The 22,629-nt window shown below is 67.1% G+C and carries 16 protein-coding genes; 6 read left to right on the top strand and 10 right to left on the bottom strand.

Translation table 11 applies throughout. The features are described 5' to 3' along the window. Nucleotides 1–8 precede the first annotated feature (8 nt). Nucleotides 9–626, bottom strand: a complete 618-nt coding sequence (locus tag LMF57_RS18380) for a DUF4126 domain-containing protein (protein ID WP_025874628.1) — start codon at nt 624–626, stop codon at nt 9–11. A 178-nt stretch (nt 627–804) separates the two neighbouring features. Between LMF57_RS18380 and LMF57_RS18375 the strand changes: the two genes are divergently transcribed. From LMF57_RS18375 to ampE, 5 genes are all read left to right on the top strand, one after another. Beyond that, on the top strand, nt 805–1,548 hold the full coding sequence (locus LMF57_RS18375) for a DUF6776 family protein (protein ID WP_025874629.1): 744 nt from the start codon (nt 805–807) through the stop codon (nt 1,546–1,548). A 4-nt stretch (nt 1,549–1,552) separates the two neighbouring features. Continuing rightward, nucleotides 1,553–2,017, top strand: coding sequence for a polymer-forming cytoskeletal protein (locus tag LMF57_RS18370; RefSeq protein WP_025874630.1), 465 nt, complete (start codon nt 1,553–1,555; stop codon nt 2,015–2,017). Between the two features lie 31 nt (nt 2,018–2,048). After that, complete coding sequence (gene erpA, locus LMF57_RS18365; RefSeq protein ID WP_025874631.1) at nt 2,049–2,441, top strand: iron-sulfur cluster insertion protein ErpA; 393 nt, start codon at nt 2,049–2,051, stop codon at nt 2,439–2,441. A gap of 141 nt (nt 2,442–2,582) precedes the next feature. Continuing rightward, nucleotides 2,583–3,515, top strand: coding sequence for an NAD(+) diphosphatase (gene nudC / locus LMF57_RS18360; RefSeq protein ID WP_229290358.1), 933 nt, complete (start codon nt 2,583–2,585; stop codon nt 3,513–3,515). A 94-nt stretch (nt 3,516–3,609) separates the two neighbouring features. After that, on the top strand, nt 3,610–4,497 hold the full coding sequence (gene ampE, locus LMF57_RS18355) for a regulatory signaling modulator protein AmpE (RefSeq protein WP_117311579.1): 888 nt from the start codon (nt 3,610–3,612) through the stop codon (nt 4,495–4,497). A gap of 476 nt (nt 4,498–4,973) precedes the next feature. On the opposite strand, the gene LMF57_RS18350 is transcribed toward ampE, so the two are convergent. From LMF57_RS18350 to LMF57_RS18310, 9 genes are all read right to left on the bottom strand, one after another. Beyond that, on the bottom strand, nt 4,974–5,399 hold the full coding sequence (locus tag LMF57_RS18350; protein WP_117311578.1) for a DUF2752 domain-containing protein: 426 nt from the start codon (nt 5,397–5,399) through the stop codon (nt 4,974–4,976). Between the two features lie 43 nt (nt 5,400–5,442). Further along, on the bottom strand, nt 5,443–5,727 hold the full coding sequence (locus LMF57_RS18345) for a CD225/dispanin family protein (protein ID WP_117311577.1): 285 nt from the start codon (nt 5,725–5,727) through the stop codon (nt 5,443–5,445). A gap of 33 nt (nt 5,728–5,760) precedes the next feature. Beyond that, nucleotides 5,761–6,048 (bottom strand): CD225/dispanin family protein, encoded by a 288-nt coding sequence (locus LMF57_RS18340; protein ID WP_117311576.1) that lies wholly within the window; start codon nt 6,046–6,048, stop codon nt 5,761–5,763. Between the two features lie 181 nt (nt 6,049–6,229). Continuing rightward, nucleotides 6,230–8,119, bottom strand: coding sequence for an MFS transporter (locus LMF57_RS18335; RefSeq protein ID WP_229290357.1), 1,890 nt, complete (start codon nt 8,117–8,119; stop codon nt 6,230–6,232). A gap of 202 nt (nt 8,120–8,321) precedes the next feature. After that, nucleotides 8,322–10,499, bottom strand: coding sequence for a YccS family putative transporter (yccS, locus tag LMF57_RS18330; protein WP_229290356.1), 2,178 nt, complete (start codon nt 10,497–10,499; stop codon nt 8,322–8,324). A gap of 120 nt (nt 10,500–10,619) precedes the next feature. Beyond that, a complete protein-coding gene (locus LMF57_RS18325; RefSeq protein ID WP_229290355.1) occupies nt 10,620–12,677 on the bottom strand; it encodes a TonB-dependent receptor in 2,058 nt (685 codons plus the stop codon). A 287-nt stretch (nt 12,678–12,964) separates the two neighbouring features. Beyond that, on the bottom strand, nt 12,965–16,087 hold the full coding sequence (locus LMF57_RS18320; protein ID WP_099843921.1) for an efflux RND transporter permease subunit: 3,123 nt from the start codon (nt 16,085–16,087) through the stop codon (nt 12,965–12,967). A 31-nt stretch (nt 16,088–16,118) separates the two neighbouring features. Further along, nucleotides 16,119–19,352: an efflux RND transporter permease subunit gene (locus LMF57_RS18315; RefSeq protein ID WP_229290354.1), complete on the bottom strand. Its 3,234-nt coding sequence runs from the start codon at nt 19,350–19,352 to the stop codon at nt 16,119–16,121. A gap of 74 nt (nt 19,353–19,426) precedes the next feature. Then, nucleotides 19,427–20,665 (bottom strand): efflux RND transporter periplasmic adaptor subunit, encoded by a 1,239-nt coding sequence (locus LMF57_RS18310; protein ID WP_032976663.1) that lies wholly within the window; start codon nt 20,663–20,665, stop codon nt 19,427–19,429. A gap of 185 nt (nt 20,666–20,850) precedes the next feature. On the opposite strand from LMF57_RS18310, the gene LMF57_RS18305 reads away from it, so the two are divergent. Then, nucleotides 20,851–22,170, top strand: coding sequence for a M20 family metallopeptidase (locus LMF57_RS18305; RefSeq protein WP_025874644.1), 1,320 nt, complete (start codon nt 20,851–20,853; stop codon nt 22,168–22,170). The last annotated feature ends 459 nt before the right edge of the window (nt 22,171–22,629 follow it).

The following is a 22,629-nucleotide window of genomic DNA, read 5'->3' as shown; positions in this document are numbered from 1 at the left end:
CCTGCCGATCAGCCGGTACGCGGTTGCCGTTGTCCGTCGTCGCTGCCGCCACGTGCCAACCAGCGCACGCTTTTCCACAGGGTGCGCCAGACCAGCCAGACCAGCAATGCGCCGGCCAGGCTGCAGGCCAGCACCACCACCAGCGCGATCCATGGATGCGCCAGCGCGAGCGCCAAGCCGCCGATCACCACGGTATCTTCGGCCGCAGAGGCGACCCAGTTGCTGGCCGGTTCCGGTGAGGTATTGAGCAGGGCGCGGGTGCCGGCCTTCAGGCCATGGCTGGCCAGCGCAACCCCCGCGCCGGCGACCAGTGCACCGGTGCCCAGGTCGCCATCGGGCGACAGTGTCGCTGCCGCGAGGAAAGCGCCGGCGGGCACGCGCGCCAGGGTCTGCACCAGGTCCCAGGCTGAATCCACGCCGGGAATCTTGTCGGCGAAGAATTCGGCAATGGCCAGCGCCGCCGACGTGCCGAGCACCCACCACGACTCGGTGGCCTGCAGCGCCGGTGGCAGGTCGACCCAGCCGAGCAGGCCGGCGATGCCGACGCCGAATACGGTGAGGTAAACGCGGATGCCGGCCAGCCAGGCCAGCAGGATGCCGATCACGAACAGGTGGGCTTCGGTCATGGCGGGCTCCGGCGGCGGAACTGTGCGGGGTGCCACACTATCGACCATGGAGTGGCTGAATGCCACCGCCCGGTACCGGCCGGCACCGGGGAAACCTGCCGTTCCTGTCATACACTAGCCCGTCGTTTGCCCCAGGGGCCGTACTGGCGGCGCTTCGGCGCTGCCACGGAGACTACCCATGAACAACCGCCCTCCCATGCGCGTGCAGGTCCGCCTTCCCGGTGCCGCGCAACCCCCCGCCGACCGCCGTCGCCTGCTGGTGATCGCCGGCATCTGGCTGCTGAGCCTGGTGCTTGCGGTGCTGGGTGGCTGCTGGCTGGGCACGCCGCGCGGCGAACAGGGCCAGCGCGTGCAGGCTGCCGAGAAGCGCGCCGATACGCTGCAGACGCAGCTGACCGAACTGCGCCAGAAGCAGGCCACGCTGGAAGCGTCGGACCGCATCAGCCGCGCCGCCAACAACGAAGTGCAGTCCTCTCTGGCCGAGCGCGATGAAGAGATCGCCGGCCTGCGCGCTGACGTCGCCTTCTACGAACGCTTGGTGGGCTCGACCAGCCAGCGCAAGGGCCTGAACACCCATTCGATTGAATTCAGCCCGGAATCGGCCGGCACCTGGCAGTACAGCGTGGTGCTGACGCAGAACCTCAACCGCGGAGCGATCAGCCAAGGGCAGATGCGTTTCACGGTGGAAGGCGTGAAGAACGGCAAGCTGGCCACCATCAGCTGGGACGAGCTGCACCAGCGCAGCAAGGTGCCGGGACAGGATTACTCGTTCCGGTACTTCCAGCAGCTCACCGGCAGCGTGATGCTGCCGGCTGACTTCACCCCGCAACGGGTGAAGGTGACATTGGGGAGTGGTGCGGGGGGCACCACGCAGGTATTCGACTGGAAACAGGCCGGCGCACCGGCCAGCAAAGGGGAGTAGGCAGATGTTCGGAAGCAGCAAATCCAGCCGTGATGGCCAACTGGTGGTGGATGCCCTGATCGGCAACCAGGTGGTGATCCGTGGCGATGTGGAATTCAGTGGTGGCCTGTACGTGGAAGGTCGCATCCACGGCAAGGTGATTGCCCAGGAGGGCGCCAGCGCGGCGACCCTGACCCTCGCCGAGCATGGCGTGATCGAAGGCGAGATCCGCGCCCAGGTGGTGGTCATCAGTGGCCGCCTGGACGGCGATGTCCATGCCACCGAAAAGGTCGAACTGACCCCGAGTGCGCGGGTCAACGGCAATGTTCACTACCAGGTGGTGGAAATGAATGCGGGTGCCCAGCTGAACGGCCGGCTGATCCATGCCAGCGCCCCGATGCAGGCCCTGCCGGCGCCGGAAGGCGAAGCGTCCGCTGACGGCAAGGGCGACACCGCCGCCCGTCGCAAGCTGGCCGAGGCGATGGCTTGAAAGCCAGCGCCGGCGCCCCCATGCTGAGCCCATGAACACGCTCGTCTCCCTCCCCGGCGCCACGCCGGCCGCCGCGCCCGACTACCAGTCGCTGGATCGGCCGCTGAACTTCACCGAGGCCGCTGCGGCCAAGGTCAAGGAACTGATCCAGGACGAGGGCAACCCCGACCTGTCATTGCGTGTGTACATCGAGGGTGGCGGCTGTTCGGGCTTCCAGTACGGGTTCGAGTTCGACGAGAACCGTGCCGGCGATGACCTGGCGGTGCAGACCAGCGGGGTCACCCTGCTGGTCGATCCGCTCAGCCTGCAGTACCTGATGGGTGCTGAAGTGGATTACACCGAGAGCCTGACCGGTGCGCAGTTCGTGATCCGCAATCCGAACGCCAAGACCACCTGCGGCTGCGGCAGCAGTTTCAGCATGTAATTGCAGGGCGTGGGGCATGCACCCCGCGCGCTGCCTTCGCTGGATCCACGCCATGCGTGGATGACCGTTACTGCAACCACAGGCGGGTTTCTGCACAGTCTGCGGCTTGCCACTTGCCGTGATTGGCGGCAGGCTAGCTGGATGCTCAATTCTCCTTCGCCGCTTTCCGGTTTTGCCTTCGTGGGTGAACCGTTGGAGCGCGCCGATGCCATGCGCGAAGATGCCGATGCTCTGGCGCGCCTGTGGCCCGATGCGCGCATTCTTGTCCTGGACCAGGACGGCACCGCCTTCACCGGTGATGACGACCAGCCGCTGGCGTTGACCGGCGCCGATGTCGGTGGCGGGCCAGGTGTTGCGATCTTCCTCGGCCTGCGTGGCGAGCAGGCGTGGTTCTCGGTGGAAGCGGCCAGCGTGGCCGTCACCGCGCCACGCCGGCTCGATCTGCGCCAGGCCGCGCTGCTGTGGACCGTGGCCGATGCGACCGCCTTCAGCTACGCCCGTGGCATGTCCTACTGGCAATCGCGTACCCGCTTCTGCGGTGTCTGCGGCAGTGCCGTGACGTTCGCCCGGGGTGGCTTCGTCGGCCGCTGCCCGCAGTGCGCGACCGAGCACTATCCGCGCGTCGACCCGGCGGTGATCGTCGCGGTGGAAAACCAGGGCCGGCTGTTGCTGGGCCGCCAGTCCAACTGGGCGCCGCGCCGCTATTCGGTGCTGGCCGGCTTTGTCGAGCCGGGCGAGACCTTCGAGCAGACCGTAGCGCGCGAAGTGCACGAAGAGAGCAAGGTGCGGGTGACCGCCTGCCAGTACCTGGGCTCGCAGCCCTGGCCGTTCCCCGGCGCATTGATGGTCGGATTCCGTGCGCAGGCACACGACGACGTGCCGACCGTGGATGGCGAACTGGAAGACGCGCGCTGGTTCAGCGCCGAGGAAGTTGGCGCGGCCCTCGCGCGTGACGTCGAGGACGATGGAGAAGGCATCCGTCTGTCACCGCCGATTTCCATTTCGCGGGGTCTGATCGAGCATTGGTACCGCCAGCAACCGGCATCCGGCGGCGCCAGCATTGCCGCCACCTGAACACGCTGCCGGTTACAGTACGGTTCACCGCTGACGGCGACGCTGCGACAGGTAAGGTAGCGACGCCGAACGCTCGCTCGTAGGGAGACCTGCCATGTTCACCACCCTGGTCGCCGTGTTGGTGGCACTGGCCCTTGGCCATGTCGCCCCGGCCGCTGCCGCGTCGCTGCGCCGTTTCGACGGCTTCCGGCGTTGGCTGGGCTGGCTGGACGCGCGCGGTGGTCGGGCCTGGCAGGGGCCCGCCGGCGTGGCGCTGGCGATCGTACCGCCACTGCTGCTGATGGCGCTGGTCGCCTGGCTGCTGCGCGGGGTGCTGTTCGGCCTTCCGGCGCTGCTGCTGGGCGTGGCCGTGCTGGCCTGGTGCTGGGGCCCGCGCGATCTGGACCGCGACATCGAGGCGATCATCGATGCCGACGATGCGCCGTCCCGGCAGGCGGCGGTACGCAACCTGCAGTCGGCCGGTGGCAGCCTGCGCGAGGATGTTCCTTCACTGGTCGAGGCGACCGTGCTCAACGCCCTGCGGCGCTGGTTCGCGGTGCTGTTCTGGTTCCTGCTGCTGGGTCCGGTGGGGGCTCTCGGTTATCGCCTGCTGGCACTGATGGCGGAAAGCCCGATGCGCGCGCGCGTGCCGGTGGAGCCGTTGGCGCTGGCACAGCGGTTGCTGGGCTGGATCGAGTGGCCGGTGGCACAGTTGATGGCGTTCTCGATGGCCCTGGTCGGCAACTTCGACACGGCCTGGAAAGCATGGCGCCAGGCGCATGGTGAGCGCTTGGCCGGTGGCATCGGTTTCCTGGGTGCGGTGGCGCGCGCCAGCGTCAATGCCGAGCTTCGCGAAGACGCTCACGATTACACCGAAGCCGGCCTGCTGCCGGTGTGGCAGCGGTTGCCTGACCTGCGGGATGCGATGAGCCTGGTGTGGCGGATGCTGCTGCTGTGGCTGGCGGTGCTGGCCCTGCTGGTGATCGCGGGCTGGGTGACTTAGTTGTTCTTTCTGCAGGGCTTGCTGCCCTGCACCCGCTGGAAGCAACTGCAACCGCAACTGCAACTGCAACAGAGGCTCTGGATTTCTGTGGGTTTGGCGGGGCGGTGTGGGGCTGCAGGACACGCCGTTAACCCATCCATGGGGGCTCGATGGCGCCATCCATGGCGCCAACGGTCCTGCAGCCCCACACCGCCCCCCCCTCGACAGTTTCCGATGACGGCCAGTAGATCCACGCCACGCGTGGATGCCGAGCGGAGCGACCCGCTTCTGCTTTTGATCTTCTCTTTCTTTCCGTGGTGGACGCGCACGGAAATTGTCCGTGGCCGGGCGGGTGGGTTGCGCAGGGGCGTAAGCGCCATGGATGGCGCGACCGAGCTTACATGGACGTACTTGCAGCGCCCCCTGCGCAGCCCACCTGCCCGGCCAACCCCAGCTTCTGCCTTCCACCACGAGGGGCTGCGCCGTTGGCGGGAAACCTACACCGGGGCCAGCGCGGTGAACGGTGCCCACGGCAGGTTGCGCAGCACGGCATAGCCGGGCAGCAGCCACAGCCAGAACGTGGGGCTGGCCAGTACCCGCATCAGTGGATCAAGCACGCGCGGGCGCACGCCGGCGGTGTTGAGCAGCATCAGGAACAGGAAGGGCAGGCTGATGACCAGCAACGGGTTCATCGCCATCGCGCCGGGCAGGTCGAAGTGGACCAGTGAATACAGGCAGCGCGTGCTGCCGCAGCCGGGGCAGTAGAAGCCAGTCAGTGCGTACAGCGGACAACCCGGCAGCGGATTGCCGGAGACATACGGATTGACGTGGCGCAGGACCACGGCGGCACCCGCAGCCAGGCCGGATGCGGCCAGCAGCGGAGCCCAGCGGCTGAGTCGGGATCGAGCAGGAAGTGCGGACATGCGGGGGCGGGATCCGGCGCATGGCCGGACCCCGTCGCGGGCATCAGTAGCTGCCGTTGCCGCCGCTCAGGGCGCCCAGGCCGCCAACGGCCATGATGATGATGAAGTACAGCACCATGACGACGACGGCGGCGATAGCCGACCAGATGGCCCACTTCTTGGCCTTGTCGGCCGACTCACGGGCACCGGCGACGTCGCCGGCAGCCAGCTTGCCGTTGACCTGGGCGGCGTAGACGATCGACACGATGCCGGCCGGCAGGCAGCAGAACAGGGTGGACAGGATGGCCCAGACCAGATTGTTGGGGACCTGCGCAGTGGTGGTGTTCATGGTTCAAGCTCCTCGATGGGTGGTGGTGGTGAATCAAAGGTCGGATAGAGCGCCCAGCGCGGCCAAGCCGCCGAACAGCCCGAACCACAACAGCAACAGGACCGGCAGGGCGACGGCCGAAGCCACCGCCCACCAGCCCGCCTTGCGCGACGCGCTATAGGCCCCCGGCAGGTCTCCGGCCGCGCGGCGACCATCGACCTGGGCGGCATACACGATCGACACCACGCCCAACGGCAGGCAGCAGAACAGCGTCGTCAGGATCGCCCAGACCAGATGGTTGGGGATGTAGACCGGACGGCTGAGCGGTGGCGGTTGATTCAAAGCAAGACTCCATTCCTTGGTGGCCGGCCGTGTGAACGGGCCGAACCTCCCCCCTGTGGGTGCGTAATCTACCGCAACCGACGACGCATGTATGCGTTTTCAGCCCCGTTGGGTCGTGCATCGCCTCTGGACGGCGGCGTATGCGGCGACCCGTCATCGCCCGCGGAAGGGGGCGATTGCGTCAGGCGAGGTCGCCGCGCAGGGTGCGGACCTGCGCTTCCAGGGCGGCGGCATCGGTTGAACGGCCATCCACCGCCGGGGCGGCGACCACCTCCACTGTCGCCCGGAACCGGCGCGGTACGCGCATGCGCCCCAGACGGGTATCGCGGCGGCTCCACATGCTTGACCACATGCCGCGCAGCGCCATCGGCACCACCGGCACCGGGCGGCGTTCAAGTATCTTCTCCACGCCGGATTTGAACGGTGCCATCGTGCCGTCCCGGGTCAGTGCGCCTTCCGGGAAGATGCACACCAGCTCGCCCTCGGCGAGTGCGGCATCGACTTCATCGAACGCGCGCTGCATCAGGGCCGGGTCTTCGCGCGCACCGGCGATTGGAATCGCCTTGGCGGTGCGGAAGATCCAGCGCATCACCGGGATGTTGAAGATCCTGTAGTACATGACGAAGCGCACCGGGCGCGGAATCGTCGCCGACAGGATCAGCGCGTCCATGTAGCTGACGTGGTTGCAGACCAGCAGCGCGGGTCCCTCATCGGGCACGTTCGCTTCGATGCCGTGCGGGCGCAGCCGGTACAGCGTGCGTACCATCACCCAGCTGAGGAAGCGCATCAGGAATTCGGGGACGATGGTGAAGATGTAGATCGCCACCACGGCATTGGCGATGGCCAGTGCCAGGAACAGCTGCGGGATGGTCCAGCCGAGCAGCCGCTGGGTGAGCAGGCCGAGTACGGCCGCAGCGACGATGAAGCCGGAGTTCTGGATGTTCAGCGCGGCGAATACGCGCGACATCTCCGATTTCGGCGTGCGGCTCTGGATCAACGCAAACAGCGGCACCACGAAGAAGCCGGTGAACAGGCCGATGCCGAGCAGGTCGATGATGATGCGGATGCTGCCGGCCTGGTGCACGAACTGGGTGACCGACAGGCCCTGCGCGGTGGCTTCACCGGCGCGTGCGAAGTACAGGTCCAGCAGGAAGGCAGTCATGCCGAACGCACCCAGCGGTACCAGGCCGATCTCCACGGTGCGCGCCGACAGCTTTTCGCACAGCAGCGAACCGACGCCGGTGCCGATCGAGAACAGCGCCAGGGCGAAGATGTACAGGGTGGGCTCGCCACCGAGGTTGGTGACCGCATAGGACGGCAGCTGCGCGGTCAGGATGGTGCCGACGAACCAGAACCAGGACACGCCGAGGATGGCGTTGCGGACCGCCTTCTGCTTCCTGGCCATGCGCAGCACGGCCAGCGATTCGGGGACCGGGTTCCAGTTGATCTTCAGGTCCGGGGCGCCGGCATCCACCTTGGGGATCATGCGCGCGGCCAGGTTGCCGCAGATCGCCAGCGCGATGACCGCAGTGGCGGCCACGATCGGGCCATGGCTGCCGACCAGGGTGAACACCAGGCCGCCGACGATCATGCCGGTCAGGATCGACATCGACGTGCCCATCTCGACCAGGCCATTGCCACCGGTCAGTTCTTCCGGGCGCAGCACCGAGGGCAGCACCGAGTACTTCACCGGGCCGAACAGGGTGGACTGCAGGCCGGTACAGAACAGGGCCACCAGCAGCACCGGCAGGCTCTCGGTGAGGAAGCCCACCGCAGCCAGCGTCATGATCACGATCTCCATGGTGGTGGTGATCACGATCAGCCGCGACTTCTCCAGCTTTTCGGCGATCTGCCCGGCCAAGGCAGAGAACAGGAAGTAGGGCAGGATGAACAGCGCCGGCGCCAGGTTGGTGTAGAGCGTGCGCTCGCTCTCGGCCACGCCCAGATAGAACAGCAGGCCGATGATCGCCTGCCGGTACACGTTGTCGTTGAAGGCACCCAAGCCCTGCACGATGAAGAACGGCAGGAAACGGCGCTGGCGCAGCAGGGCGAACTGGTTGTGACCGGACATGGAACCTCCTTGGACCGGCGCAGCCTAGCATTCCTGCCCGTATGCAGGGACGACGGGACCGTCGTTCCGGGGGGTATTGGATGCCGCCGTGGACGCACGCCGCTCCAGCAGATCACGCCATGCGTGGATGCCGCTGCAGTAGATCCACGCCATGCGTGGATGCCGCTGCAGTAGATCCACGCCATGCGTGGATGCCGTCCGCTCAAGCCAGGCCGCGCACCGCGCCATTGGCCGCTGCCCTCACCTTCGGCAGCATCCGCAGCACCAGCGCCATCTGCGTGCGGATCAACTGCAGCTTCGGCGGCATCGTCTCATCGAGCTGCTCCAGTTCCGCAGCCACCGCACGATCGGCGTCGTTGTCTTCCTCTGGCACCGGCTGCTGCGCCGTCAATGCCGACGCCAGCTGCTGCAGCGCTTTACGCACCCGCTCGCCGGCGGCCAGCGCGAGTGGATCGCCCGCGTAGCTGTCGACCTGGTCGCGGTGCGCACCCAGCGCCGACAGATGCCCGAGCAGAGTGTTGGACAACGCCAGGAAGTGGAAACCCGAATCGAGGTTGCGGCGCACGTGGCCCGGTTCGCGCAGCATGTTCGACAATGCGGTGGACAGTGCGGCATCGGCGTTGTGCATGTCGCGGCGGGCGATGCGGTAGGCCAGGTCGTCGCGCATGCCGCTGCGGTACTGGCCCAGCACCGATTCCAGATAACGGGCGGCGGTATCCAGCACCCGCGCCAGCACGCGGTGCAGCTGTCGACCCTGCCAGTCCGGCAGGATCAGGAACGCGGCCGCTGCGGCGATCGCGCACCCCAGGATCGTATCGACCATGCGCGGCACGATCAGCACGAAGCCGTCGCCGATCAGGTTGAAGCAGGTCAGCGCCATCACCGTGATGGCGGCCGAGGCGACCAGATAGCGGTCGGTACGGGTGAAGAAGAACAGCAGTGCCGACAGCAGTGCGATCAGCAGCTGGATCTCCAGCGTTGGGAACAGCTGCAGCAGCGCCCAGGTCAGCACCAGGCCGGCAAGCGTACCGACGATGCGCTGGGCCAGGCGCTGGCGGGTGGCACCGAAGCTGGGCCGGCACACGAATACGATGGTCAGCAGGACCCACGAGCCGTTCTGTGCATTGAACAGACGGATGGCAACGAAACCGGCGATCAGTGCCAGCGCCATGCGCAGGCCATGGCGGAACAATACCGAGCCGGGGGTGAGCTGCTGGCGCAGGCGCACGCCCATTTCGCGCAGTGTGTGCGGGTTGCTGTCGCGCAGGCGGGTGTCGACGTTGTCCAGGCTGGCTTCGGATCGTTCGGCATCGAGCAGGCGGCGCTCGATGCTGCGCAGGTTGTGCACCAGCAGGTCCAGCGAGCCGAGCAGGCGCTGCCACTGCGGGCGTTGCTGGTCGCGCAGGTAGGCCAGGGCATCGGCCAGATCGCGCCCGGCCTGCTGGTTGCTCTCGCCGTAGACGAACGGACGACGCAGCCGGATCGCTTCGCCCAGCCGTGCGCAGGCCTGGCCCTGCAGGTCGAGTAGTCGCTGGCAGCGGTACAGCACGTCGCTGTGGAAGAACGCGTCGACCAGCGCGCCGTACGGGTAATGCGAGGAGCTGGCGCGCTCATGGAAATCCTGTGCCATGTAGTACAGGCGCAGGTACAGGCCGGAGTTGACGCCGGGCCGTCCGGAGCGGCCAAAGCGCGCCAGGATTGCCGTCTTCGCTTCGTTCAGCGCGCCGACTACGCGGCGGTTCTGCTCGGCCAGGTCGAGCTGGCGGCGCTGCAGGTCCGCCTCGCGTACGGGTTCGAACAGCGCGGCCTTGAGCTGCAGGTAACGGCCCAGTTCCACGTACAGGCGGGCCACGCGCTCGCGCACCGGCCGGTTGGCGAACAACGTGGTCCACAGGATCGACAGCAGCCCGTACCAGACCGCACCCGCAAGCAGGTGGCTGACCGCATCCAGCGCACTGTGCAGGTCATGGGCGCCATGCTGTTCCAGGCCGATCATGGTGTAGATGGCCAGCGTGACGGTCGCCTGGGCGATGGACGCGTAGCGCTCGCCCAGTGCACCGAGCAGTGTCAGGCCGAACGTGGACAGCGCCAGGGCCGCGATGAATATCCACGGCCAGGGGAACAGCCAGATCACCGAGGCCGCCGCCAGGCAGAAGCACAACAGCGACAGCAGCACGGCCTTGGTCCGGCCCCACCAGTTGTCATCGGTCTCGGCAATCGCACTGGCGATGATGCCGAGGAACACGCCGGGCAGCGCGGTCAGCGCATCCAGGTGCCAGCACACAGCCAGGGCCGCGGTCAGGGCAATGAACACCCGCAGGCCATAGCTGGCCTTCTCGTGGGCCCACAGGCGGCTGAGGCGGGATTCGCGTGCGGACATGCAGGCTCGGCGAAAGGATCGGCCACCATTATTACGGGCCACGCGTGAAATCCGGTAGCGCCGCGCCATGCGCGGCGTGGCATGCAGCCGCCGGGCATGGCCCGGCGCTACCGAGGCCCGTTACATGTCGAACCGCACGCTGAGCGCGAAGGTGCGCGGCAGGCCGACGCCGGCATTGGACCAGTACCTGCGGTTGGCCAGATTCTCCACGCTGGCACGCAGGGTCACCGGATGGCCGGAGGCCAGCAGGCGGTAACCGATGCCGGCGTTGACGAGGGTGTAGTCGGGCAGCTTCAGGGTGTTGTCGGCGTCGTACCAGACATCGCCGTAGTAGCGCACGGCGGCATAGGTCTCCAGCCCTTCCACCCACGGCAGCTGGTAGGTGGCGTGCAGCACGCCGCTCCAGCGCGCAGCACCGACGGTACGGTTGCCTTCCTGCGCCGCGCTGCCCGGTGACAGCTTGTCGTAGGTCGGGTCCAGCCAGGTCACGCCACCGCCCACGGTCAGCGCATCGGTCAGGTGCAGGTCGGCGCTGGCTTCGACGCCTTCGTACAGGGTGATGCCATCCTGCACCAGGCGCTTGCCTGCATCGGTCAGCTGATCGATGTTGGCGCCACGTTCCAGGCGGAACGCAGCGACATTCGCGTTCCAGCGATTCGCTTCCACCTTGGCGCCGATCTCGTACTGCTTGCTGATGGTGGGGTCGAGCACATCGCCGGCATTGATGTAGCTGTTGCCTACGCGGCTGCCTGCTTCCAGCGACTCGATGTAGCTGGCATACAGGGTGACGGCCTCGCTGGGCTTGAACATGACCGCATAGGTCGGGGTGACCGGATAGGTGTGGTAGGCGCCCTTGGTCTCGAAGTCGTTGTAGCGCCAACCGGCCAGCACCGACCAGCCATGGCCGAGATCGACGGTATCGCTGACGAACACCGCCTGCTGCACGGTCTCGTCACCGCGGGTCATCACCCGGGAACCCACCGCGTCGTGACGGATGCCATGGCGCTGGTAGAGATTGGCGCGGCCGATCAGGCTGAACTCGTAGGGACGGTCCCAGCCCAGCCCGGTCTGGTGGCTGACACCGGCCACCAGCTGGTGCTGCAGTGGGCCGGTGCCGAAGCGGCCCTGCACCAGTGCCTGCGCCAGCTTCCACTCGCTCTTGCCGCCGAGCTCATAGACGTTGACGGCGTAGTCGCCGTTGGTGTCGTCGATGTAGGCGAAGATCTTGTTGACGTCGTTCCACGAGGTGGTGACGCCATAGCTCAGGCTGGCCTTCCAGTCGCTGTTGATCTGCCAGTTCAGCGCGGTGGACAGCAGGCTGGAGCGGGTGTCGTAGTAGGTGCCGGGCACGCTGTTGTCGACATCGCCGGCGATCGGCCGCGGCAGTGAGGTCAGGCCACGGAAGTAGTACTGCGGTGATTCCTCGCGCAGGTCGCGCGACTGGAACACGCCGTCGAAGGTCCAGGTGAGCGCGTCGCTCAGGCGCGCGTCCAGCGACAGTGCACCGACCTTGCGATCGACATGGCCACCGTTGAAGGTTTCGCCCTTTTCCTGGTATGCGTTGAAGCGGTAGCCGAACATCTGCGCGTTGCCGAAGCGGCCGCCGACGTCGATGCCTCCGCTGACGATGCCCTGCTCGCGCCAGCCGAGCTGGGCGGAGAAGGTCGGTACGTCGGTCGGTTTCTTGGTGATGTAGTTGACGATGCCGCCCGGCGCGCCGAAGCCGTACAGGAAACCTCCCGGACCCTTCAGCAGGTCGACCTGTTCCATCACTTCCAGCGGCCATTCGGTGCCCCAGGACGAGACCTGCAGACCGTTGACCCGGTAGCTGTCGAAATTCAGGTCGATGCCACGGTTGCGGATCGGCGAGCTCCAGCCACTGGCATAGGCGCTGACCTGGGTGGTGACCGAGGGGTCGAGCAGGAAGGCTTCGCCCAGCGACACGACCTGGCGCTGTTCGATCTGCTCACGGCCGACGGCGGTGATCGCAAACGGGGTATCACGCAGGGCGCGATCGCCGAGGGCGCCAGCCTCGGTGTGGGTACGCTCGGCGATGACCTTGACCGCGTCCAGATCGGTGGCGCTGCGGGATCCGGCCGGGGCTTCGGCGTGTGCAGTGCAGGCGGCGGACAGCGCGACGGCCAGTACGGCCAGGCGGGGGGAGCGAATCGGCAACATCGATGGAGATCCTCGGCGGGCGGCCACGGGCCATCCGCCCATGCAGGGGGAAAGGTCGGTGGCTGGGATCACGCAGGCGTGCCGGGAACGGCAGCGGGGCGCCACAAGGGGGCGCAGGACCATGGCTGGATGAGAATTGTTCTCTTTTCGTTACAGCGCGTCAAATGGCAACGGTATGCGGACCAACGGTCCGCACCCACCAGAGGCCGGTGGCGCCGGGCCATGCCCGGCGAGCGCGCAGCGCGGACTGCTGAAAGGCCGCCGGGCATGGCCCGGCGCTACCGAAGTCAGGCCCGCTGTGCGCGCCTGAGCAGCTTCGCTTCACGCCTGCGCGCGCGCCGCGCCTTCCAGCGCTCGGCCAGGCACGAGAAGATCACGTACAGCGCCGGCGTGCTGAGCAGGGTCAGGCTCTGCGAGAACAGCAGGCCGCCGATCATCGCGATGCCCAGCGGGCGACGCAGCTCTGAACCTTCGCCCAGGCCGATCGCCAGCGGCACCGCCGCCAGGATCGCCACCATCGTGGTCATCATGATCGGCCGGAAACGCACGATGCTGGCTTCACGGGCAGCATCGCGCGGAGTCAGCCCATGTTCGCGCTGCGCCACCAGGGCGAAGTCGATCATCATGATCGCGTTCTTCTTGACGATGCCGATCAGCAGCACCAGCGCGATCATCGAGATCACCGACAGTTCGGTGTTGGTGCCGAACAGCGCCAGCAACGCACCGACGCCGGCGGCCGGCAGGGTGGACAGGATCGTCACCGGGTGGATCAGGCTTTCGTACAGGATGCCCAGCACCAGGTAGACGGTGAGGATGGCTGCCAGCACCAGGATCAGCATGTCGCTGGGGTCGGAGTTGAAGCCGAAGCCGGCGTCGTCGGCCAAGCGGATGTCGCCGGGCATGCGCATGCCGGCCACGGTGCTGTCGATGATGGCCTTGGCCTCGCCCATGCTGACGCCGGGGGCGAGGTTGTAGCTCAGGTCCATCGTCGTGTACTGGTTTTCGTGGGTGATCTGCGAGGGCGCCAGGCCCGGCGCCTGGCGGGCCACCGCCGTGATCGGCACCATCTCGCCGTTGCGTGCACGCACATGCACTTCGTCCAGCGCCGAAGGCGTAGCGGTCTGCGACGGCAGCGCGTTGACCACCACACTGTACTGGTTGATGTCCGAGTAGATGGTGGAGATCTGGCGCTGGCCGAAGGCGCCGTACAACGCACCGTCGATGGCGCCGACCGAGATGCCCAGGCGCGCGGCCTTGGCCCGGTCGATCTCGATGTTCTGGCGCAGGCCGGCGTTGTCGACGTCGGTGCCGACATCACGCAGCTTCGGGTTCTTCTTCAATGCCGCCTGCAGTTTGGGCAGCCATTCCTGCAGTGCGGCCAGGTCGTTGCCCTGCAGCGAGACGCGGTACTGCGCGCCCTGGCTGTTGCCACCGCCATCGTTGCTGGGCAGGTCCTGGATCGCGCGCAGGCGCAGCTGCAGGTCCGGGTAGCGGTCGGCCTTCGCACTCAGCCGTGCCAGTGCGTGTGCGGTGGTTTCGCGGCGGCCTTCCTTGCGCGACTTCAGTTCCACGTTGAACTGCGCGCTGGAGCCCTGGCGGCCGCTGCCCAGGCGTACGCCCACGGTCTTCACTGCCGGGTCGGCCATCAGCATGTCGGTGATGCGGCGCTGGCGGCTGACCATGTCTTCGAAGGACACCGTCGCACTGGAATTGGCGCGGCCCCAGATCAGGCCGGTGTCCTGCGGCGGGAACGCGCCCTTCTTCACCGCACCGAACAGGAAGATGGTGACGCCGATCAGGATCAACGGCGTCAACGACAGCAGCAGCGCATGGCGCAGCGAAAAATCAAGGAACACGGTGTAGATGCGCAGCATCCGCTCGTGACCGGCATCGAGCCAGCGGCCGAAGCGCGACGGCGCCGCCGTGTGGTCGTGCGCGCTGAGGAAGCGGCTGCACAGCGCCGGGGTCAGCGTCAGCGAAACGATCATCGACACCACGATCGCCGCCACCAGGGTGACGGTGAATTCGCGGAAGAACGCGCCCATCATGCCGCTGGCGAACAGCAGCGGGATGAACACCGCCACCAGCGAGGCGGTGATCGAGACGATGGTGAAGCCGATTTCGCGCGCACCGGCGAAGGCCGCCTGCATCCGCGGCATGCCCTCGTCGAGGTGGCGCATGATGTTCTCGATCACCACGATCGCATCGTCGACCACGAAGCCGATCGCGATCACCAGCGCCAGCAGGCTCAGGTTGTTCAGGGTGAAGCCCATCACGTACATCACCAGCGCGGCGCCGGCCAGCGACAGCGGCACGGTGACCGCCGCGATCAGCGTCGGCGCCAACCGGCGCAGGAACAGCGCCATGGTCAGCACCACCATCGCCAGGCTGATCAGCAGGGTGATCTGCACTTCATGCAGCGACGACCGGATGGTCGGGGTGCGGTCGAAGTAGGGCGTCATCGTGGTGCCCGGCTGCAGGTAGTCGCGCAACGCGGGAATCTGCGCTTTCACCCGGTCCACGGTCTCGACGATGTTGGCGCCGGCGCGGGTGAACACATACATCACCACGGCCGGTTTGTGGTCGAACCACGCGGCCTGGTAGGCGTCCTGCTGGCCGTCGTAGACGTTGGCGATGTCCTTCAGGCGGATCACCCGGCCATCGCCCTGGGTCTTGACCACCAGATCGGCGAAGTCGGCGGCGCGTGCAACCGAATCGTTGGCGATGATCGCCGTGGTGGTGTTGCCATCGCTGAGGAAGCCGGTGGGCGAGGTCACGTTGGCCGCGCGTACGGCATTGCGCAGGTCGTCGGCGGTCAGTCCCAGCGCGTTCATCAGGCGCAGGTTGACGTCCACACGCACCGCCGGCGTCGAGGCACCGGCGATATCCACCGAGGCGACGCCGCCGATCTGGCGGATGCGCTGGGCCAGCAGCGAATCGGCGACGTTGTACAGCTCATCGGCGGACTGCGTCTGCGAGGTCAGCGCGATGGCGATCACCGGGTCGTCGTTCGGGTTCGCCTTCTGGTACATCGGCGAGCCCATGCCCGAGGGCAGGTCGGCCTGCGCCGAATTGATCGCGGTCTGTACGTCCAGCGCGGCCGAATCGATGTCGCGGTCGCTCTGGAAGATCATGAACACCAGCGAGCTGCCTTCCGAGCTCGACGAACGCATGCGGTCGATGCCCGGCAGCTGGCCGAGGTGGCGCTCCAGCGGCGCGGTCACCGTGGAGGCCATGGTCGCCGCATCCGCACCGGACTGGCTGGCGTGCACGAAGATCACCGGGATCTCGATGTTCGGCAGTGCCGACACGCCGAGCCGCAGGTAACAGATCACGCCGACCATGAACAAGCCGATGGCCAGCAGGGCGGTGCCGATCGGGCGGCGGATGAAGGGGCCGGACAGGTTCATCGTGCAGCCCCCCGAAGGTGCGGGGCCAGGGTCATGCCTGCGGCTCCTGCACCGTGCCATCGCGCAGCGCACGCTGTTCACGGCGACGGGCAAGCCATTCCGAGAAGCGTTCCATGTACAGGTAGATCACCGGCGTGGTGTACAGGGTTACCAGCTGCGACAGCAGCAGGCCGCCGACGATGGCGATGCCCAGCGGCCGACGCAGTTCCGAGCCGATGCCGGTGCCCAGCGCCAGCGGCAACGCGCCAAGCATGGCTGCAGCGGTGGTCATCATGATCGGGCGGAAACGCAGCAGGCAGGCGCGGCGGATGGCTTCGCGCGCGTTGGCGCCGGTGCGCCGCGCCTCGATGGCGAAGTCGACCATCATGATGCCGTTCTTCTTGACGATGCCGATCAGCAGCACGATGCCGACGATGCCGTCCACCGACAGGCTCAGGCCACAGACCATCAATGCCAGCAGCGCGCCGACGCCGGCCGGCGGCAGGGTCGAGATGATCGTGATCGGGTGGATGTAGCTCTCGTACAGCACGCCCAGCACGATGTAGATCACCACCAGCGAGGCCAGCAGCAGCCACACCACGTCGGTCTGGCTGCCGGTGAATTCAGCGGCCTTGCCGATGAACTGCGCATGCACGTGCGCCGGCATGTCCAGGCTGGCCTTGGTCTCTTCGATGGCCTTGACCGCATCGGACAGCGAATACCCCGCCGCGACGTTGAAGGAGACCGTCACCGCAGGCAGCTGCTGCTGGTGGCTGACCAGCAGCGGCGCGCTGGAGACCTTCGCATCGGCCAGCGCCGACAACGGGATGATGCCGCCCGCACCGACGGTGATGCCGGTGTTCTGCGCACCGATACCGGTGGCGGTGGACGAGTTGGACGAGGTGACCTGGCCGAAGCTGGTCGCGTTGGTGCCGGTGAGGGCGCCGGCGCCGTTGGAGGCGACCGCCAGCTGTTCCATCAGCGCGGTGCTGGTGCGGAACTGCGGTGCCACTTCCAGCACCACCCGGTACTGGTTGAGCTCGGTGAAGATGGTCGAGATCTGGCGCTGGCCGAACGCATCGTAGAGGGTGTCGTCGATGGTCTGCATCGGCACGCCCAGCACGCTGGCCTTGTCGCGGTCGATGTTCAGTTCCAGTGCGCGGCCCTGGTTGGACAGGTTGTTGTCGACGTCGGCCAGTTCCGGGCGCTGGCGCAGCGCCTGGGTCAGGCGGCTGGCCTGCAGCGCGACTTCCGCGCTGTCCACGTCCGACAGCGAGTACTGGTACTCGGTGGCGGCCACGCGGGTGTCCAGGGTCACGTCCTGTACCGGCTTCAGGTACAGCGCCACGCCGGGAATACCGGCGACGGATTTCTGCAGGCGCGGCAGGATGTCTTCCAGCCCATCACGTTCGCCGCGCTCCTTCAGCACGATCGACAGCTGGCCCTGGTTGAGCGTGGGGTTCATGCTGCCGGCGCCGATGAAGGCCGATACGCCGGTCACGTCCGGATCCCTGCGCAGCGCTTCGGCCACCTGCCGGGTGCGCTGCTCCATCTGCGGGAAGGCGATGTTCTGGTCGGCCTGGACCACGGCGGTGATCAGGCCGGTGTCCTGCTCGGGCAGCAGACCCTTGGGAATCAGCACGTACAGCAGCACGGTCAGTACCAGCGCGGCAGCGGCCACGGCCAGGGTGAGGGGCTGGTGTTCCAGCACCCAGTCCAGGCTGCGCTCATACAGGCCGACGGTGCGCGTCCACAGGTTCTGCTTGCCGGCCGCGGCCGCACGTTCGTGTGCGTCTTCGCCCTCGGGCAGCGCATCGGGCTTGAGCAGGTAGGCGCACATCATCGGGGTGAGCGTCAGCGAGATCAGCATCGACAGCACCACGGCGATGCTCAGCACCCAGGCGAACTCGTGGAACAGGCGGCCGGTGACGCCGGGCATCAGCAGCAGCGGCAGGAACACCGCCACCAGTGAAACCGTCAGCGACAGCACGGTGAAGCCGATCTGCCGCGCACCGATCTCGGCTGCTTCCTTGCCGCTCTTGCCTTGTTCGATGTAGCGCACGATGTTCTCGATCATCACGATCGCATCGTCGACCACGAAGCCGGTGGCCACCACCAGCGCCATCAGCGAGAGGTTGTCCAGCGACATGCCGGTGAAGGCCATCACCGCGAAGGTGCCGGCCAGCGACAACGGCACTGCCACCGAGGGAATGATGGTGGCCCAGAACCGGCGCAGGAACACGAAGATCACCGCCACCACCAGTCCGATGGTCAGGATCAGGGTGAACTGCACTTCATGCACCGAGGCACGGATGGTTTCGGTACGGTCGGAGAACACCTCCAGGTGCACGTCGGCCGGCAGTACGCCCTGCAGCTGCGGCAGCAGCGCGCGGATGCGCTCGACGGTCTGCACGATGTTGGCGCCCGGCTGCCGGCGCACTTCCAGCAGCACGGCCGGCTTGCCGTCGGCCCATGCCGCCAGCTGGTCGTTCTCCACGCCATCAATCACTTCGGCCACGTCGGACAGCCGCACCGGGCGGCCGTTCTTGTAGCTGATGATGGTGTCGCGGTACTCGGCGGCGCTGGCCAGCTGGTCGTTGGTGCCGATGCTGTAGGACTGGGTCTTGCCGTTCAGCGAGCCCTTCGGCGCATTGACGTTGGCCTGGGTGAGCGCGCTGCGCAGCTCTTCCAGGGTCAAGCCCATGTTGGACAGCTGCGCCGGATTGACCTGGATGCGCACGGCCGGACGCACGTTGCCGGCGATCGACACCAGGCCCACGCCCTGCACCTGCGACAGGCGCTGGGCGAGGATCGAGTCAGCGTAGTTGTTGACGTCGCGCAGTGGCCGCGTATCGGAGGTCAGCTTGAGGGTGACGATGGCCGCGTCGGCCGGGTTCACCCGGTTGTAGACCGGCTGGTACGGCAGCGACGAGGGCAGGGTGGCCTGGCGGATCGCCGCCTGCACGTCCTGTGCGGCGATGTCGATGTCGCGGTCCATCGAGAACTGCAGGATGATCGTCGACAACCCCGCCGAGGAATCGGAGGTCATCAGTTCCAGCCCGGAGATCTGCCCGAACTGGCGCTCCAGCGGCGTGGTCACCAGCGAGGCCATGGTGGTGGCGTTGGCACCGGGGTACTGCGTGGTCACCACCAGGCTGGGCGCATCGATTTCCGGCAGCGCCGACACCGGCAGCTTGCGGTAACCGAGGATGCCCAGCAGCAACAGACCCGCCATCAACAGCGAGGTGGCAATCGGGCGGCGGATGAAGATCGTCGAAAAGCCCACGGACTGATCCTTGCTGGCACTTCAATGGCAGCGCCGGCGGGATCGCCGGCGCGGGGAAGAGCAGGGGCCTGCGCTCAGCGCGGGCCACCACCGCGGCGGCCGCCGCCACTCTTCTGTTCGGCGGCCTTCAGTTCGGCCTCGGTCGGTGCGGCCGGGGTTTCACCCGGCTTCAGCGCGGTCACCTTGCTGCCCGGCTTCAGGCGGAACTGGCCTTCGCTGACCACGCGCTCGCCGCCCTTCAGGCCTTCGGCGATCTGCACCTGGCTGTCGCCCACTTCCACGCCACTGCGCACGGTCTGCATCTTCACCGTGTTGTCGCCCTGCACGACGTAGACGTACTCGCCGTCCGGGCCACGCAGCACTGCCTGGGTCGGGATCACCACGCCGCCGCCGATGGTGCGCAGCTGCATGCGCACATTGACGAACTGGCCCGGCCACAGGCCGTTGTCGGTGTTGTCGAACACCGCGCGTGCCTTGAAGGTGCCGCTGTCGGCGCTGATCAGGTTGTCGACCACGTCCAGCTTGCCGTCGCCGCTGAGCACGTGCGAATCGGCGCGGTCCAGCGCTGCGACCGGCACGCTGCCGGCGGCCTGCGCCTGGCGCACGTCGCCGAGCTGGCGTTCGGGCAGGTTGAACAGCACGTGGATCGGATGGATCTGGGTCAGGGTGACCAAGGCGGTACCGGCGTTGACCACGTTGCCGGCGTCGACCGCGCGGATGCCGGCGATACCGGTGATCGGCGCGGTGACCCGGGTGTACTGCAGCTGCACCTGCGCCGAACGCATGCTGGCTTCATTGGCCGCCACTGCGCTTTCGTACTGTGCCACCTGGTTTCGTTGTGTATCCAGATCGGTCTTGGCCACGAACTGGCGGTACTCCGGCGCGTTCGAACGCTGGTAGTTCGAACGTGCGGTGGCCAGCAGGGCTTCGTTCTGGCGCTTGGATGCAACGGCCTGGTCATAGCTGGCCTGGGCGGTGCGCGGGTCGATCACCGCCAGCACGTCGCCCTTCTTCACTTCCTGGCCTTCGCGGAAATTGAGGCTCATCAGCTGGCCGCCCACCTGCGGGCTGACCGTCACGGTGTTCATCGCGGTCACCGTGCCCAGTGCGCTGGCATACACCGGCACGTCCTGGCGCGCGGCATCGACCACGGTCACCGGCACCGGGCCGGCATCGGGATCTTCGCCCCCCTGGCCGGCGCCTGCCTGCTGCCCGGCAGCCTTGTCCTTGCCGCCACCGAGTACGCGCAGGCCCACCACGGCCAGCACCAGTACCGCCACGACCAGCAGCACGATCTTCCAAACACGTGACATTCAAGACTCCAAGAGGGCTGGCCGGGGCAGACCCCGGGTGACAATGCGCAAAGCATACCTGTGGCCCACCGGGTTTCCTGCATGACGGATGGGACGGGCGCTCAGACAGATGGACGACGCTGGAGGTTCCCGTAACGGCAAGGTTGCCCTACATTCAGGTGCAGACCCCTTCCGTGGAGATCGAGATGCGCCGTTCGTTGCTGCTGTCCGCCCTGCTGCTGGCCCTGCCGGCCCTTGCCCACGCCGAGGACGCACAGCGCCCGGAAGTGACTGCTGCCGCACAGCGCCTGCAGGCCAAGGTGGTTGAATGGCGCCGCGATTTCCATCAGCACCCGGAACTGTCCAACCGCGAGGAGCGCACCTCCGCCGAGGTCGCCAAGCGCCTGCGCGCGATGGGCCTGAAGCCGAAGACCGGCATTGCCCACCACGGCGTGGTGGCGATCATCGAAGGCGGCAAGCCGGGCCCGAAGATCGCCCTGCGCGCGGACATGGACGCACTGCCGGTGACCGAGCAGACCGGCCTGCCGTTCGCCTCCAAGGCCACCGCGCAGTACCGCGGGCAGACCGTGGGCGTGATGCACGCCTGTGGCCATGACGCGCACACTGCCACCCTGCTGGGCGTGGCCGAAGCGCTGGTGGCGATGAAGAAGGACCTGCCGGGCCAGGTGATGCTGATCTTCCAGCCGTCCGAGGAGGGTGCACCGCCGCCGGAAGAGGGCGGTGCGGCGCTGATGCTGAAGGAAGGTCTGTTTGCCGACTTCAAGCCCGAGGCGGTGTTCGGGCTGCATGTGTTCTCCAGCGTGCAGGCAGGGCAGATCGCGGTGCGCGGTGGCCCGCTGATGGCCGCGTCCGATCGTTTCGGCATCAAGGTGATCGGCCGCCAGACCCATGGCTCGGCACCGTGGAACGGCGTGGATCCGATCGTGGCCACTGCTGATCTGATCGGCACCGCGCAGACCATCGTCAGCCGCCGCGCCAACCTGTCCAAGCAGCCGGCGGTGCTGACCTTCGGCGCGATCAACGGCGGCATCCGCTACAACATCATTCCCGATGAAGTGGAGATGGTCGGCACCATCCGCACCTTCGACGAAGGCATGCGCCAGCAGATCTTCGCCGACCTGCGCAACGTGGCCGACCACACCGCTGCCGCGCATGGGGCCAAGGCGGTGACCGACATCTACGAATCGGAAGGCAACCCGGCCACGGTGAACGACCCGGCGCTGACCGCGAAGATGCTGCCGAGCCTGCAGGCGGTGGTGGGCAAGGACAACGTGTACGAGCCGCCGCTGCAGATGGGCGCGGAGGATTTCTCGCTGTATGCCAAGGAAGTGCCGGGCATGTTCTTCTTCGTCGGTTCCACCAGCGTGGGCATCGACCCGGCGACGGCGCCGGCCAACCATTCGCCGAAGTTCCTGCTGGATGAGAAGGCGCTGGATGTCGGATTCCGTGCGCTGCTGCAGGTGAGCCTGGATTATCTGCATGGTGCGGGCACCCCGGCGGGTTGAGGGTTGCCGGCAGGGCTGCGCCCTGCACCCGCCGAAGCGGTAGTGCCGGCCGCTGGCCAGCAACAGCAACAGCAACAGCAGAAGCGGGCTATCCGTGGGATGGCGGGGTGGGTCCGGTTGCGGGGGACGCCGTAAACCCATCCCTGGGGGCTTGGCCGCGGCATCCATGCCGCGGACACCCCCGCAACCGGACCCACCCCGCCTTCGACAGGTTTGCGCAATCTGTCGGAACGGCGTTCTGTGCGGCTGTTGGTGGGTGTCGACCTTGGTCGACACGGTAGATCCACGCCATGCGTGGATGGCAGATGCCATGAATGGCTGAAGGATCGGTTTTTGATCCTGTTTTTGATTTTGATTCTTTCCTGATCTTTCCCGTGGTGGCGCGGGAAATTGACCGTGGCCGGGAGGGTGGGTTGGCTGGGGGCGTAAGCGCCATGGGCCCGAGGCATGCCTCGGGCG

The organism is Stenotrophomonas sp. SI-NJAU-1, from assembly GCF_020883215.1.
Lineage (GTDB): Bacteria > Pseudomonadota > Gammaproteobacteria > Xanthomonadales > Xanthomonadaceae > Stenotrophomonas > Stenotrophomonas indicatrix.
This window is presented reverse-complemented; position numbering and strand designations above follow the sequence as displayed.

Coding starts and splice junctions, on each gene's coding strand:
- LMF57_RS18305 (WP_025874644.1), top strand. CDS start 20,851: ATGCGCCGTTCGTTGCTGCTGTCCGCCCTGCTGCTGGCCCTGCCGGCC.
- LMF57_RS18380 (WP_025874628.1), bottom strand. CDS start 626: ATGACCGAAGCCCACCTGTTCGTGATCGGCATCCTGCTGGCCTGGCTG.
- LMF57_RS18320 (WP_099843921.1), bottom strand. CDS start 16,087: ATGAACCTGTCCGGCCCCTTCATCCGCCGCCCGATCGGCACCGCCCTG.
- erpA (WP_025874631.1), top strand. CDS start 2,049: ATGAACACGCTCGTCTCCCTCCCCGGCGCCACGCCGGCCGCCGCGCCC.
- LMF57_RS18310 (WP_032976663.1), bottom strand. CDS start 20,665: ATGTCACGTGTTTGGAAGATCGTGCTGCTGGTCGTGGCGGTACTGGTG.
- LMF57_RS18325 (WP_229290355.1), bottom strand. CDS start 12,677: ATGTTGCCGATTCGCTCCCCCCGCCTGGCCGTACTGGCCGTCGCGCTG.
- LMF57_RS18370 (WP_025874630.1), top strand. CDS start 1,553: ATGTTCGGAAGCAGCAAATCCAGCCGTGATGGCCAACTGGTGGTGGAT.
- LMF57_RS18375 (WP_025874629.1), top strand. CDS start 805: ATGAACAACCGCCCTCCCATGCGCGTGCAGGTCCGCCTTCCCGGTGCC.
- LMF57_RS18345 (WP_117311577.1), bottom strand. CDS start 5,727: ATGAACACCACCACTGCGCAGGTCCCCAACAATCTGGTCTGGGCCATC.
- LMF57_RS18335 (WP_229290357.1), bottom strand. CDS start 8,119: ATGTCCGGTCACAACCAGTTCGCCCTGCTGCGCCAGCGCCGTTTCCTG.
- yccS (WP_229290356.1), bottom strand. CDS start 10,499: ATGTCCGCACGCGAATCCCGCCTCAGCCGCCTGTGGGCCCACGAGAAG.
- nudC (WP_229290358.1), top strand. CDS start 2,583: ATGCTCAATTCTCCTTCGCCGCTTTCCGGTTTTGCCTTCGTGGGTGAA.
- LMF57_RS18350 (WP_117311578.1), bottom strand. CDS start 5,399: ATGTCCGCACTTCCTGCTCGATCCCGACTCAGCCGCTGGGCTCCGCTG.
- ampE (WP_117311579.1), top strand. CDS start 3,610: ATGTTCACCACCCTGGTCGCCGTGTTGGTGGCACTGGCCCTTGGCCAT.